Here is a 14051-nt window from a genome sequence, read left to right on the forward strand (position 1 = left end):
GAATTCTTCAGGGCAATTTCCAGCACTTCAGCCGGTGCTCTGGCCCAATCGGGCTCCTTTCGATGGAGCCCGATCATGCGTTCACTCCTGGCCCTTTCCGGCCTGCTGGCATCGCTTCTCAGCCTGCCCTGCACTGCCGCCCCGCCCGACCCTGCGCGTCTACAGGCGCTGCAACACGCCATTGCCAGCGATGAACTGAAGCAGATCCGCAGCGTGCTGCTGCAGGTGGACGGCAGGGTCGTCTACGAGGGTTACTTCAACGGTGCCGATGCGCAGACCCTGCACGACGTGCGTTCGGCCAGCAAGAGCGTGACCGCCCTGCTGGTGGGGGCCGCCATCGGCGAGGGCAAGCTGCCGGGCGTACACGCGCGTGTCTACGACTATTTCCCCGCTTACACCGCCCTCCATCCGGTGGACCCGCGTCTGCGCCAGACCACCGTGGAAGACCTGCTGACCATGAGTTCCCTGTGGGAGTGTGATGACGAGAATGCGTTCTCGGCAGGCAACGAAGAGCGCATGTACGTGACCGAACGCTGGCTCGATTTCACCCTGGGGTTGCCGGTCAAAGGATTTGCACCGTGGATGCAGCGTCCGGCGGACAGCCCGCACGGGCGCGCCTTCGCCTACTGCACCGCCGATTCCTTCGTGCTCGGCGCGGTGCTGGAACAGGCGACCGGTCAGCCGCTGGCAGACTACGCCGCACGCGTGCTGGAGCGGCCGCTGGGAATCACCGCAAGCCACTGGAACCGTTCACCCGAGGGCATCGGCATGGGCGGCGGCGGCACCCGCTACCGCAGCCGCGATCTGGCCAGGCTGGGCCAACTGGTACTGGATGGCGGCCGCTGGCAGGGCCGACAACTTCTGCCGCCCGACTACATTGCCGCCATGATCCAACCGCAGGCACAGGCCGGTGATGGCAGTGACTACGGTTATCAATGGTGGGGATTGAAGCTGGTGGTCGACGGCCGACCACAGACGGTGTGGGCAATGTCCGGCAATGGCGGCAACTATGTCTTCGTGCTGCCGCAGCATCGCGCGGTGGCGGTGATCACCAGCCAGGCCTACAACCGCAGCCTGGCCCACCCACAGTCGCGACGGATTCTCACCGAGTTCCTGTTGCCGGCGCTGCGCTGAGGCCAGAGAGGTCGGCGGGACGCCAGTCAGCAGCCAGTACCTGGCTGCGTTGGCGTGCAATGTCGGCATCGATGCGCGCCAGCAGTGGCGCCCATCCCAAAGTGCTGTGCAAGGGCGCGAACAGCGGCGTGGCGCGCAGCCATGCCGCATCGCGGAAGCCATCATTGACCGCCTGCTGCAGCGCGGTGACGGCAGCCTCCGGGTCGCCTTGCGCCTGCAACAGCAGGGCCCGCTCAAGCGCCGCATCGGACCAGCCGTCGCCGCGCTGCGCCTGCAGCATTGCAAGACGCGAAGCCAGCCACTCCGGCGATGCCGCGGGCTGCGCGTACAAGGCCGCCAGCGATTGACCGAGCGATTGCTGTGGACGCAGCTGCCGCGCGCGCTCGAAGGCATCGGCAGCACCGGCGTGATCGCCTGCCAGCAGCGCCAGCTCCCCCTGCAGCCGCAGCAACTGCGGGTGTGGCGTGCCACGTGCCAGCGCTTCGGCCAACGCCTGCCTCGCCCGGCCAGGGTCACCGGCCGCGAACAGACTGCGCGGCCACGCGATATTGGCGAAGACGTTGTCCGGATACAGCTGGAAATTACGCGCGTGACGTTGCGCCGCCGCGTGAGTGAAGCCGAGCAGCTCCAGTTCGCGCGCCACCTGCACATCACGGAAGCGCACGCGCTCGGGCGCCGCCAATGTAAGATTGGCACGCAGGGCCAGGGCAAGGTGGCCGCGCTCCTGGTGCAGGTAGGCCAGCGAGGCACGGGTGCGCTCATCGCCCGGATCCAGCGCGATCGCCCGCTCGTAATCGGAAATGGCGTCCAGCATCTGCCCGAGGCAGTCGTAGGCATAGCCTCGAAGCGCGTACACGGCGCCGTCCCGTGGCGCCAGGTCGCGTTCGATGCCGGCCAGTGCCAGACCTTCCCGGACCTGCTCGGGCGATCCATTGAACAGACACCCCTGCGCGGACAACGCTCGTGACAGGCCGCGGCGTGCCGGACTGGAATCGGGGTCCACCTGCAACGCCTGCCGGTAGAGGGCGATGGCGCGCTCGTTGTTGCTGGCCTGGCCGATGCCGGCGTAATAGTCGGCGCGCTGCAGCAACGGCAGCGGGCCACTGGCCGCCGGCGTGCGCGGCCAGAACGGCGCGGCAGCGGCCAGAACGACGACACCGGCGCCTGCAAGCCATGGCCACTTCTTCCGGTGCGCGGTAGCGGGCACCGCCGCTGCCGGCGGTGCGATGGTCGGCGCTGCACACAACTGGTAGCCCCGCCCGCGTACCGAACGGATGTAGCGCGGGCGGCGGCTGTCATCGCCCAGTGCCTGCCGCAGCAGCTTCACCCGCTGGCTGATCGCATCTTCGCCGACGACCGCTGGTGCCCAGACCTGTTCTGCCAGGGTGTCGAAATCGACGATGTCGGTGCCGTGTGCCAACAGCACTCCGAACAGGCGCCAGCTCAGGCCATGGACCGGCAATGCGACGCCTGCGCGGGTGACCCGCTGTGCAGGGCGGTCGATTTCAAGGTCGAGCAGACGCAGGCTGTCCATGCGCGAAGCATAGCGGCCGGCGTGGCCGGCGCGACAGCAGGCAAAGAAAAAGCGGGCCGAAGCCCGCTTTTTCATTTCGGTGTGTCAACCAAGGTTGACACCTACCGCAATCGACCGGAGATCGATTACTCGGCGCTGGCGCCTTCGCCTTCTTCGACGGCCTTCATCGACAGGCGGATACGGCCCTGCTTGTCGACTTCCAGCACCTTGACCTTGACCACATCGCCTTCCTTCAACACGTCGCCGACCTTCTCGACGCGGTCGCTGGAGATCTGCGACACGTGGACCAGGCCGTCCTTGCCCGGCAGGATGGTCACGAACGCACCGAAGTCCATGATCTTGGCGACCTTGCCTTCGTAGATGCGGCCCGGCTCGACGTCCGAGGTGATCTGCTCGATGCGGGCCTTGGCAGCCTGCGCAGCGATGGCATTGACCGACGCGATGACGATGGTGCCGTCATCCTGGATGTCGATCTGGGTGCCGGTTTCCTTGGTGATGGCCTGGATGGTCGAACCGCCCTTGCCGATCACTTCGCGGATCTTGTCCGGGTGGATCTTGATGGTCAGCAGACGCGGCGCGTAGTCCGACAGCTCTTCGCGCGGAGCGGTCAAGCCGTGGGCCATTTCGCCCAGGATGTGCAGACGGCCAGCCTTGGCCTGCTGCAGAGCCTGCTTCATGATCTCTTCGGTGATGCCTTCGATCTTGATGTCCATCTGCAGGGCGGAGATGCCCTCAGCGGTACCGGCAACCTTGAAGTCCATGTCGCCCAGGTGATCTTCGTCACCCAGGATGTCGGACAGGACGACGAAGCGATCGCCTTCCTTGACCAGGCCCATGGCGATACCGGCAACCGGTGCCTTCACCGGCACGCCGGCGTCCATCAGGGCCAGCGACGAGCCGCAGACCGAGGCCATCGACGAGGAACCGTTCGACTCGGTGATTTCCGAGACGACACGGATGGTGTACGGGAAGGATTCCAGCGACGGCATCACTGCCAGCACGCCGCGCTTGGCCAGACGGCCGTGGCCGATCTCGCGACGCTTCGGGCCCATCATGCGGCCGGTCTCACCCACCGAGTAGGGGGGGAAGTTGTAATGGAACAGGAAGTTCTCTTTGTACTCACCGGAGACGGCATCGATGACCTGGCCATCACGGGCGGTGCCCAGGGTGATGGTCACGATGGCCTGCGTTTCGCCGCGGGTGAACAGCGAGGAACCGTGGGTACGCGGCAGGATGCCGGTCTTCACGGCGATCGGGCGGACGGTGTCCAGCGCACGGCCGTCGATGCGGACCTTGGTGTCCAGCACCGAGTTGCGCATGGTGCTGTATTCCAGCTCACCGAATTCCTTCGACAGCTCGGCCGGGTTCCAGCCGTCGGCGGCAACGCGGCCAGCCAGCGACTCGGTCACGTCCTTCTTGATCGCCGAGATGGCGTCGCGGCGCTGCAGCTTGTCGCGCACCTGGAAGGCTTCGCCCAGACGCGGGCCGATGGCTTCCTGCAGGGCGCTGATCAGCGCGGTGTTCTTGGCCGGGGCTTCCCAGGTCGACGGCTTGGTGCCGGCTTCCACGGTCAGCTCGTTGATGGCGTTGATGACCTTCTGCATTTCGCGGTGACCGAAGGTCACAGCACCCAGCATCACGTCTTCGGACAGCAGCGCGGCTTCGGATTCCACCATCAGCACAGCGTTGGCGGTACCAGCGACGACCAGCTCCAGCTCCGAATCCTTCAACTCGGTCACGGTCGGGTTGAGGATGTACTCACCGTTCTTGTAACCCACCTTGGCGGCGGCGATCGGACCCTTGAACGGGGTGCCGGCCAGCGACAGCGCAGCCGAGGCACCGATCAGCGCCGGGATGTCACCGTCGATGTCCGGGTTCAGCGACATCACCGTGGCGATGATCTGGACTTCGTTCTTGTAGTCTTCCGGGAACAGCGGACGGATCGGGCGATCGATCAGACGCGAGATCAGGGTTTCCTTCTCGGTCGCGCGGCCTTCGCGCTTGAAGAAGCCACCCGGGATACGGCCACCGGCGTAGAACTTCTCCTGGTAGTCACAGGTCAGGGGGAAGAAGTCCTGGCCCTCACGCGCGCTCTTGGCGGCAACGGCGGAGACCAGCAGCACGGTATCGTCGAACTTGACGATGACGGCGCCACCGGCCTGGCGGGCGATTTCGCCGGTCTCAAGCGTGACGGTGTGCTTGCCGTACTGGAAGGTTTTGGTGATTTTTGCCACGGGGGTGTCCTTGGGGATGCTGTCTGCGAATGGACCGGGGGCGACCCTTGCCGCCAACGGATGACCGGTCGTTCCGGTCTGAAAAAGGTATTGCGGTGCTACAAAACAAAACCGCGGCGCATCGCTGCGCCGCGGGGGATTCGTTGCTTAGCGACGCAGGCCAAGCTTCTCGATCAGGGCCTTGTAACGCTCGACGTCCTTCTTCTTCAGGTAGTCGAGCAGGCTGCGGCGGCGGTTGACCATCTGCAGCAGACCGCGGCGGCTGTGGTGATCCTTCTTGTGGGTCTTGAAGTGGCCGGTCAGCAGTTCGATGCGGGCGGTCAGCAGTGCAACCTGGACTTCCGGGGAGCCGGTGTCAGCCGAGCTGCGCTTGTTGTCTTCAATGACCTTCTGGGTGTCGATCGACATGTCTTTTTTTCTCTGTGATGCGTGGCCGGCAGAAACGCGCTTTCGCGCACCGCCTGGCTCGCCGTGAACCAACAAATGGATGAAACCCGCCTTCGGCAGGCTGCCGTAAAACGGCCGCGGAATTGTAACGGCCAGGGGGCTTTGGAACAAGGTCCGGGGCTGAACCGGGCTTCCCCGTTCAGAGGTTGAAGCGGCGCTGCGGGGCCAGCAGACCGCTATCGTCGACCTGGCCCAGGCCCTGCGCCGCCGATCCGGGACCGAACACGGCCACCAGGCCGCGCGGCCAGGAAGGGTCGCGCTGGCGCTGGCCCACGCAGAAACGCTGGGTCTGCTCGGCGTCCAGGTCAATCCGGGGGTACTCGGACAGACCCGCCGCCAACGGCAGCAGCAGCGCGTCCATGGCGGCCTCGTCCTGCGCCTCCACCAGCGCCCTCAGCTGATCCAGGGTGACCATCGCCGGTTCGTGGAACGGCTCCACCCACAGCCGGCGCAGGGCGCTGATGTGCGCGCCGCAGCCCAGCGTTTCACCCAGGTCACGGGCCAGACTGCGGATATAGGTGCCCGAGCCGCAGGTGACCCGCAGCCGCAGCCGCTCGGGCTGCTGCTCCAGTATCTCGATGGCGTGGACCTTGACCTGGCGCTCGGGCGCCTCGATGGCGTCGCCACGGCGGGCTTTCACATAAAGCGGCTCCCCGCCCTGCTTGAGCGCGGAATAGATCGGCGCACGCTGCAGGATGTCGCCCAGCAACGGCGCGATCGCCGCCTGCAGGGCCTCGGGACTGATCGCGGGCACCGGCCGTTCAAGCAGCACCTGCCCCTCGGCGTCGTCGGTATCGGTGGTCTGGCCCAGCACGATCTCGGCGTCGTAGGCCTTGGCCGAGCCCAGCAGCAGGCCGGCGATCTTGGTGGCCTCGCCGAAGCACAGCGGCAACAGGCCGGTGGCCAGCGGGTCAAGGCTGCCGGTGTGGCCGCCCTTTTCCGCACGGAACAGGCGACGGGCGACCTGCAGCGCGGCGTTGGAGCTCATGCCGGTCGGCTTGTCGAGCAGCAGGATGCCATCCAGGCGGCGGAACTGAATTCGGGTCATGACAGGTACGGGTAGCGCCGGGCCATGCCCGGAGAGCGCGCAGCGCGGTCTGCATCAGACATCGCGCAGCCGGAATGCAGCAACGCCGGGCATGCCCGGCGTCGCGCGGTTATTCTTCGTCGCCTTCGCGACGCTTTTCGGCGGCCACGGTATCGGGCAGGTCGCGCAGCAGGTTGTCGATGCGCTCGCCACGATCGACCGAGTCGTCGTAGTGGAAATGCAGCTCCGGCACATGCCGCAGCTTCATCGCGCGCGCCAGTTCCATGCGCAGGCCCCAGGCCAGTTCCTTCAGGCCCTTGACTGCTTCCACCGAACGTTCCGGCATCAGTGCGGTGACGAACACCTTGGCGTGGGCCATGTCGCGGGTGATTTCCACGTCGGACACGCTCACCGAGGGCAACCCGTGCTCGCGCACGGCGTTGTGCACCAGGGTGCCGAGTTCACGGCGCAGCTGGGCGGAGACACGGTCGGTTCGATGGAAAGTCTTGGGCACGCGGCAGGCTCTTGTTGGGTTTCGTTGTTGCAGTCTACGGGTTGAAACCGGACCGGCCCGTGAGGGCCGGTCCGTTGCAGCATTACAGGGTGCGCGGCACTTCGATACGCTCGAAGCACTCGATCTGGTCACCCGGCTTGACGTCGTTGTAGGCCTTCACTGCGATACCGCATTCGGTACCGTTGCGGACTTCCTCGACGTTCTCCTTGAAGCGACGCAGCGATTCCAGCTCGCCCTCGAAGATCACCACGCTGTCGCGCAGGACGCGGATCGGCTTGTTGCGCTTGACCACACCCTCGATGACCATGCTGCCGGCGACGGCACCCAGCTTGGAGCTGCGGAAGACGTCGCGGACCTCGGCGATGCCGATGATCTCTTCGCGGATCTCCACGCCCAGCAGACCGGAGGCCACCTGCTTCACCTGATCGATCACGTCATAGATGATCGAGAAGTAACGCAGGTCAACACCGTTGGATTCGATGATGCGACGGGCCGAAGCATCCGCACGCACGTTGAAGCCGATGACGGTGGCCTTCGAAGCGGCGGCCGAATTGGCGTCCGATTCGGTGATGCCGCCCACGCCGGAGTGGATCACGTTGATGCGGATGTCGTCGTTGGACAGCGCCACCAGGGCCTGGCTCAACGCCTGCACCGAACCCTGCACGTCGGCCTTGATGACCAGGTTGAGGACCTGCTGGCCCTCGCCCTTGCCCAGGGTCGCCATGATGTCTTCCATGCGGCTGCCAGCGGTGGCGACCAGGCGCGATTCACGGCGCTTGGTCTCACGCTGCTGGGCAACGTCCTTGGCCAGACGCTCGTCGTCGACGACGACGAAGTCATCACCGGCTTCCGGCACGCCGGACAGGCCCAGGACCTGCACCGGAATGGACGGGCCCGCGAACTCCGGCTGCTTGCCGGTTTCGTCGAACAGCGCACGCACGCGACCGTACTGGATGCCGCACACCAGGTAGTCGCCCTTCTTCAGGCGGCCCTGCTGCACCAGCACCGTCGCGATCGGGCCACGGCCCTTGTCCAGCGACGACTCGATGACCACGCCGTTGGCACGGCCGTCGTCGACCGCCTTCAGTTCCAGCAGTTCAGCCTGGACCGAGACAGCTTCCAGCAGATCGTCGATGCCCAGGCCGGTCTTGGCCGAGATCTCCACCATCTGGGTGTCGCCACCGAAGTCTTCGGCCACGACCTGCTCGGACAGCAGTTCGTTCTTGACCCGCATCGGGTCGGCACCGGACTTGTCGATCTTGTTGATCGCCACGATCAGCGGCACACCCGCCGAACGGGCGTGCTGGATCGCTTCCTTGGTCTGCGGCATGACGCCGTCATCGGCCGCCACGACCAGCACCACGATGTCGGTCAGCTTGGCACCGCGGGCACGCATCGAGGTGAACGCGGCGTGGCCCGGGGTATCCAGGAAGCTGATGACGCCCTTCGGCGTTTCAACGTGGTACGCACCGATGTGCTGGGTGATGCCGCCGGCTTCGCCGGTGGCGACCTTGGTGCGACGGATGTAATCCAGCAGCGAGGTCTTGCCGTGGTCGACGTGGCCCATGATGGTGACCACCGGCGGACGCTGCACGGCCTCGCCCTGGTTCTCACCGGCCGATGCCAACAGTGCGTCTTCGGCGTCGTTGTCGCTGGCGCGGATCGCCTTGTGACCCAGCTCTTCGGTGACCAGTGCCGCGGTGTCGTGGTCGATGGACTGGGTGATGGTGGCCATCACGCCCATCTTGAACAGCGCCTTCACCACCTCGCCGCCCTTCAGCGCGAGCTTCTGCGCCAGGTCGGCCACGGTGATGGTGTCGCCGATCGCCACTTCACGCACGACCGGTGCGGTCGGACGCTCGAAGGCATGCGGACCGGAGTTGCCACCGCCGCGCGACATGTCGCGACGGCCGGACGTCGGACGGCTACCCGGGCGACCACGGTTGTTGCTGTTGTTGCTGTTGCCACGGCGCGCACGATCGGCGGCAGACAGGTGCATCTGACCGGCAAAGCGGTCACCCGGTCCACGCTCGTTGCGCGGCGCGTTGCGGTTGTTGCGGTCGTCGCTGCGCGGCGGCGCTGCACTACGCGGAGCAGCCGGGGCTGCGGCCGGAGCGCGCGGCGGGCGCGGCGCGGTTTCGTCGATCGGAGCACGCACCTTGGGCTTGCTGGCAGCCAGGGCCTCGGCAGCCTTGGCGGCAACTGCAGCTTCCTCGGCCGCCTTCTTCTCGGCCTCGGCACGCTCCTTGGCAGCGACTTCTTCCTCGCGTGCACGGACGATGGCCTCGTCACGCAGGCGGTCCTTCTCGGCCAGTGCCTGCTGCTCGGCAAGGTTGCGTGCGCGCGACTCTTCCAGCTTGCGCAGGATGTCGGCACGCTCTTCGTCCGGGGTCATCGCGCGACCACCATCGGCCTTGACGTAGGTGCGCTTCTGGCGCACTTCCACGTTCACGGTTGTCTTGCTGCGACCGGAATTGACCGTCACTTCCTGTTGCTTGCGACGGTTGAGGGTGATCTTCTTGGCAGACTGATCAGTCTCTTCCGGGGCCTGCTCGGGCTTGCCGTGCGAGCGACGAAGGAAGCCCAGGAGCTTCACTTTCTCGGAACTGGTCACGACCTGGTCGGGACCGCTGAACTTCATGCCGGCACCGGCCAGCTGTTCCAGCAGTTTTTCGACCGGTGTATTGACCAGTTCAGCAAGCTTGCGGATGGTGGTTTGCTGCGACATTCGGATCCTATGATCTTGTGGGCGCCCCCCCGCATCTGGAGGTGGCGCGGATTCTACGCCCTGATCGGCTCAGGGCCCTGTTCATTGCCGGCTCATTCGCCGCGTTCCAGTCGGGCGATTTCCTCGGCACGCGCGGCCAGGATCAGCGCCGCGGCGCGCTCCTGGTCCAGCCCTTCGATGCCGAAGTCCATGACCTCGTCGGCGGCCAGGTCGGACAAGTCCTCACTGGTACGCACGCCGTGGCCGGCCAACGCATATGCGGTGGCTTCGTCCATGCCCTTCAGGGACAGCAGGTCCTGCGCCGGCTGGCCGTCCTCCAGGCCTTCCTCGACTGCCAGGGCCTCATTGAGCAGCGCATCGCGGGCACGTGCGCGCAGCTCTTCGACGATGTCTTCGTCGAAACCTTCCACGGCCAGCAGTTCGCCGACCGGTACATATGCAATTTCCTCGACCGTGCCGAAGCCTTCGCTGACCAGGATGCCAGCGATTTCCTCGTCCACTTCCAGCTTGTCCATGAACAGCTGGCGGGCCGACGCCTGTTCGGCTTCCGACTTGGCGGTCACCTGGTCCTGGGTCATCACGTTCAGCTGCCAACCGGTCAGGCGGCTGGCCAGGCGCACGTTCTGGCCGCCCTTGCCGATTGCCTGGGCCAGGCGGTCTTCGGCAACGGCCAGGTCCATCGAATGCTTGTCTTCATCGACGATGATCGACTGCACTTCGGCCGGCGCCATCGCGTTGATGACGAAGTTGGCCGGGTTCTCGTTCCACAGGACGATGTCCACGCGCTCGCCATTGAGCTCGTTGGACACGGCCTGCACGCGCGAACCACGCATGCCGATGCAGGCGCCGATCGGATCGGTGCGCTGGTCGTGGGCGAGCACGGCGATCTTGGCGCGGTCGCCCGGATCGCGGGCACAGGCCTTGATTTCCACCAGGCCCTGGCCGACTTCCGGCACTTCCAGCTTGAACAGCTCGATCATGAATTCCGGGGCGGCGCGGCTGATGAACAGCTGCGGGCCACGCGGCTCCGAGCGCACTTCGGCCAGGTAACCGCGGACGCGGTCGCCGGCACGCAGGACGTCACGCGGAATGCCCTTGTCCTTCGGAATGAAACCTTCGGCGTTGCCGCCAAGGTCGACATAGATATTGCCGCGCTCGGCGCGCTTGACCACACCGGTGATCAGCTCGCCCACACGGTCGGCCCACGCATCAACCACCTGCTGGCGCTCGGCTTCGCGCACGCGCTGCACGATCACCTGCTTGGCGGCCTGGGCGGCGATGCGACCGAAGTCGGGGTTCTCGATCTGCTCTTCGATGTAATCGCCGACGTCCACGCCTTCGGCTTCGTCGATCGCGTCCATCAGGCGGATCTGGCGATCCGGCGATTCCATCACTACGTCATCGGCCACCACTTCCCAGCGGCGGTAGGTTTCGTAGTTGCCATCCTTGTGGTCGATGACCACGCGGGTCAGCACTTCCTCGTCGGGATAGCGCTTCTTCGCTGCCGAGGCCAGGGCGGCCTCGATGGCATCGAAGATCACTTCACGCGGCACGCCCTTCTCGTTGGCGACCGCGTCCACTACCAGCAACAGTTCCTTGCTCATTGGCTCACTCCGCGCGCGGCTTCTTTGCCGCCGGCTCGTTGGAAGAAGAATTCTTGTTCGGCTTCGGACGCTTCGGTGCCGGACCGGTCGGCTTGCTCGGGGCCAGCCCCAGCGCCACCCAGTCAGGCATGATCCGCGCCTTGTCGATGTTGTCGGCCGACACCACCAGTGCGGTGTTGTCGACGATGAAAGTGATGCTGCCCTGCGCCTCGTCGATCGCGTCGATGCGACCCTGCAGGCGGCGGCGGTTTTCCTGCGGCAGTTTCAGGGTGACCTTGGCCGATTCGCCGAGGTGACGACCGAACTGCTCCAGGTTGAACAGCGGGCGATCCACACCCGGCGAGGACACTTCCAGCGTGTAATTGCCGCTGATCGGGTCCTCGACGTCCATCTGTGCGGAGACTTCGCGGCTTACCCGCTCACAGTCGTCCACATTGATGATGCGCTCCGGCTGTTCCGCCAGCGGCACGTCGATGTAAAGGCGAAGGGTCGCACCGCCGGGGGCCGGCAGATACTCAACGCCCAGCAGCTCCAGGCCCAGCGACACAACGGTCGGGGCGAGCAGATTCGCGATGTCGGTTGCCTTGTCGCTCACAGCCTGCCTTGATCTCTTGGTTGGGTGCCGGCCGTGGCCAGCATGGAAACATGACGCCCCGAAAACGACGAAGGGCCCGCTGGGCCCCTTTTCCGGAAAGACTCCGGTGACTGGATTCCGGTTGCAACGCGCTGAACAAGCGTGCTGCGGCCCTCCTTCCGGGTGGATCTCCGAGGGGGAGCGCCGCCGTCAGGGGTACTTCTAGGCCGCTGATGATAGCCCCTGCACCGCTCTGGTGCAAGGCTGCGGCCGGCCTGAAACCCTCCGCTGCGCTCGCCGGGCATGGCCCGGCGCTACCGGGTGACCGCGCGATGGCAGCGCCGCGCCACGCCCGGCGGATCGACGGAAACCGCAAAGAAAAACGCCCTCGAAGCAGAGCTTCGAAGGCGCATTCTTTACTTGGTAGCGGGGGCAGGATTTGAACCTGCGACCTTCGGGTTATGAGCCCGACGAGCTGCCAGACTGCTCCACCCCGCATCAGAAGCGGAATTATGAGGGATAACTTCAAAACCTGCAAGCTTTTCCTCATTCATCGAATTGGTTGGCGCCGACTCGATGTGTTGGTAGCGGGGGCAGGATTTGAACCTGCGACCTTCGGGTTATGAGCCCGACGAGCTGCCAGACTGCTCCACCCCGCACCGGAAGTGCTTGAACTGCTGGCCCACTCTGGCGAGGGGGCGCTCCGCAACGATGTTCTGGCTGAACCGCTGCAGTGACAACTCAAGCTGCGTATATTACACGAATCGCGCAGCTTTGTGTCAACTTTTATGCAAGATGCGCAAATGCCTGCTGGCACCAGACCATGATCGGGTTCCAGGCCAGGCCCAGCGCCAGCAATGCCAGTGCGTTCACGCCCAGCACCACGCCCAGCACGCGGTCCTTGCTGCGCGGCATGGCCTCGCCCACCGGCTCATCGAAGTACATGACCTTGATGACGCGCAGGTAGTAGAAGCAGCCGACCACGGCACACAGCACGCCCAGGATCGCCAGCCACAGCAGGCCACCGTTGACGGCTGCGCCCAGCACGGCCAGCTTGGTCCAGAAGCCGAGGAACGGCGGGATGCCCGCCAGCGACGCCATGATGCACAGCACCAGGCCGGCCATCCACGGGTTGCGGGCGTTCAGGCCCTTGAAGTCCTCGATGTTCTCCGCCTCGAAGCCGGCACGCGACAGCGCGATGATCGCGCCGAAGGCCGCGGTCGACATGATCGCGTAGGCCAGGGCATAGAAGAGCGCCGCCGCATAGCCCTGCGAACCGCCGCCGGCGATGCCCATCAGCAGGAAGCCGATGTGCGACACGGTGGAGAACGCCAGCATGCGCTTGAGGTTGCTCTGCGCGATGGCCATCAGGTTGCCGATCACCAGCGACAGCGCCGCCAGGCCTGCAATCATCAGCTGCAGTTCGGTCGACAGCGGGCCCACGCCCATTTCCAGCAGACGGTAGGCCATGCCGAAGGCAGCCAGCTTCGGCGCCGAGCTGATGAACAGCGCGATCGGTGCCGGAGCGCCCTGGTACACGTCGGGCAGCCACATATGGAACGGTGCGGCACCCAGCTTGAAGGCAACACCGGCAATCATGAACACCGCGCCGGTGATCAGCAGCACGCGCTCTTCCGAGTGCGGAATGGCGGCCTGGATGGCATCCAGGTGCAGGCTGCCGGTGGCGCCGTAGATCAGCGACATGCCGTACAGCAGCAGGCCCGAAGCCAGCGAGCCGAGGACGATGTACTTCATCGCCGCTTCCGAGGCCAGGCCGCTTTCGCGGTTGCTGGCGACCAGTGCGTAGGAGCACAGGGCCAGCAGTTCCAGGCCCAGGTACACCATCAGCAGGCTGCCGGCGGAGACCAGGATCATCATGCCGGCGGTGCCGAACAGGATCAGCACCGGAATCTCACCCTGGAACAGCTTGCGCTCGCGCAGGTAGCCCCAGCCGTAGATCAGGGTCAGGCCGCTGAGCAGCACGATCCCGGTCTTCATCACGTCCGCGGCGGTATCGCGCACGAACATGCCATGGAAGACCTCCCCCTGCCCGCCCACGCCGGTGGCCAGCATGAACAGCACCACGGCCAATGCGGCGACCGAGAACAGGTGGGTGACGATCTTGTTCCGCTCGCTGACGAACAGGTCGAGGATCATCAGGGCGAAGGCGCTGCCGATCAGCACCAGCTCGGGAGCGAGCGGTGGCAGGTCAGCGGCGGTCAGTGGCAGCAGCGGCGAGGTGGTCATCATCAAAT

At 65.5% G+C, this 14051-nt stretch carries 10 protein-coding genes and 2 tRNA genes; 1 reads left to right on the top strand and 11 read right to left on the bottom strand.

Annotated elements, in window-relative coordinates; genetic code table 11:
* Positions 1–75 precede the first annotated feature (75 nt).
* Complete coding sequence (locus MRBLST15_RS08880) at positions 76–1134, top strand: serine hydrolase domain-containing protein (protein ID WP_265952202.1); 1059 nt, start codon at positions 76–78, stop codon at positions 1132–1134.
* Here the strand turns inward: MRBLST15_RS08880 and MRBLST15_RS08885 are convergent.
* The 11 genes from MRBLST15_RS08885 to nuoN all read right to left on the bottom strand — a co-directional run bounded on the left by MRBLST15_RS08885 (position 1103) and on the right by nuoN (position 14043).
* Positions 1103–2668, bottom strand: coding sequence for a tetratricopeptide repeat protein (locus MRBLST15_RS08885; RefSeq protein WP_367785736.1), 1566 nt, complete (start codon positions 2666–2668; stop codon positions 1103–1105). The two genes, MRBLST15_RS08880 and MRBLST15_RS08885, sit on opposite strands and share 32 nt — an antisense overlap.
* Before the next feature lie 125 nt (positions 2669–2793).
* Positions 2794–4902, bottom strand: a complete 2109-nt coding sequence (pnp, locus tag MRBLST15_RS08890; RefSeq protein ID WP_176020100.1) for a polyribonucleotide nucleotidyltransferase — start codon at positions 4900–4902, stop codon at positions 2794–2796.
* A gap of 147 nt (positions 4903–5049) precedes the next feature.
* Entirely contained in the window at positions 5050–5310 is a 261-nt protein-coding gene (gene rpsO, locus MRBLST15_RS08895; protein ID WP_005410445.1) for a 30S ribosomal protein S15, read from the bottom strand.
* Between the two features lie 178 nt (positions 5311–5488).
* Positions 5489–6397, bottom strand: coding sequence for a tRNA pseudouridine(55) synthase TruB (gene truB, locus MRBLST15_RS08900; protein ID WP_265952209.1), 909 nt, complete (start codon positions 6395–6397; stop codon positions 5489–5491).
* Between the two features lie 109 nt (positions 6398–6506).
* Complete coding sequence (gene rbfA / locus MRBLST15_RS08905) at positions 6507–6890, bottom strand: 30S ribosome-binding factor RbfA (RefSeq protein WP_025876229.1); 384 nt, start codon at positions 6888–6890, stop codon at positions 6507–6509.
* A gap of 82 nt (positions 6891–6972) precedes the next feature.
* Entirely contained in the window at positions 6973–9618 is a 2646-nt protein-coding gene (infB, locus tag MRBLST15_RS08910; protein ID WP_265952210.1) for a translation initiation factor IF-2, read from the bottom strand.
* Positions 9619–9710: 92 nt separating this feature from the next.
* Entirely contained in the window at positions 9711–11222 is a 1512-nt protein-coding gene (nusA, locus tag MRBLST15_RS08915) for a transcription termination factor NusA (RefSeq protein WP_089236291.1), read from the bottom strand.
* A 4-nt stretch (positions 11223–11226) separates the two neighbouring features.
* The gene (gene rimP, locus MRBLST15_RS08920) at positions 11227–11817 is read right to left on the bottom strand and encodes a ribosome maturation factor RimP (protein WP_089236292.1); all 591 of its coding nucleotides are present in this window, start codon (positions 11815–11817) and stop codon (positions 11227–11229) included.
* Between the two features lie 400 nt (positions 11818–12217).
* A tRNA-Met gene (locus MRBLST15_RS08925) sits at positions 12218–12294 on the bottom strand.
* 84 nt (positions 12295–12378) lie between these two features.
* A tRNA-Met gene (locus MRBLST15_RS08930) sits at positions 12379–12455 on the bottom strand.
* Positions 12456–12582: 127 nt separating this feature from the next.
* A complete protein-coding gene (gene nuoN, locus MRBLST15_RS08935) occupies positions 12583–14043 on the bottom strand; it encodes an NADH-quinone oxidoreductase subunit NuoN (protein WP_100553092.1) in 1461 nt (486 codons plus the stop codon).
* Between the last annotated feature and the right edge of the window lie 8 nt (positions 14044–14051).

The sequence above is a fragment of the Stenotrophomonas sp. LST15-1-1.1 genome, from assembly GCF_040815575.1.
Classification (GTDB): domain Bacteria; phylum Pseudomonadota; class Gammaproteobacteria; order Xanthomonadales; family Xanthomonadaceae; genus Stenotrophomonas; species Stenotrophomonas lactitubi_B.

Coding starts and splice junctions, on each gene's coding strand:
- infB (WP_265952210.1), bottom strand. CDS start 9,618: ATGTCGCAGCAAACCACCATCCGCAAGCTTGCTGAACTGGTCAATACA.
- truB (WP_265952209.1), bottom strand. CDS start 6,397: ATGACCCGAATTCAGTTCCGCCGCCTGGATGGCATCCTGCTGCTCGAC.
- MRBLST15_RS08880 (WP_265952202.1), top strand. CDS start 76: ATGCGTTCACTCCTGGCCCTTTCCGGCCTGCTGGCATCGCTTCTCAGC.
- MRBLST15_RS08885 (WP_367785736.1), bottom strand. CDS start 2,668: ATGGACAGCCTGCGTCTGCTCGACCTTGAAATCGACCGCCCTGCACAG.
- nusA (WP_089236291.1), bottom strand. CDS start 11,222: ATGAGCAAGGAACTGTTGCTGGTAGTGGACGCGGTCGCCAACGAGAAG.
- rpsO (WP_005410445.1), bottom strand. CDS start 5,310: ATGTCGATCGACACCCAGAAGGTCATTGAAGACAACAAGCGCAGCTCG.
- nuoN (WP_100553092.1), bottom strand. CDS start 14,043: ATGACCACCTCGCCGCTGCTGCCACTGACCGCCGCTGACCTGCCACCG.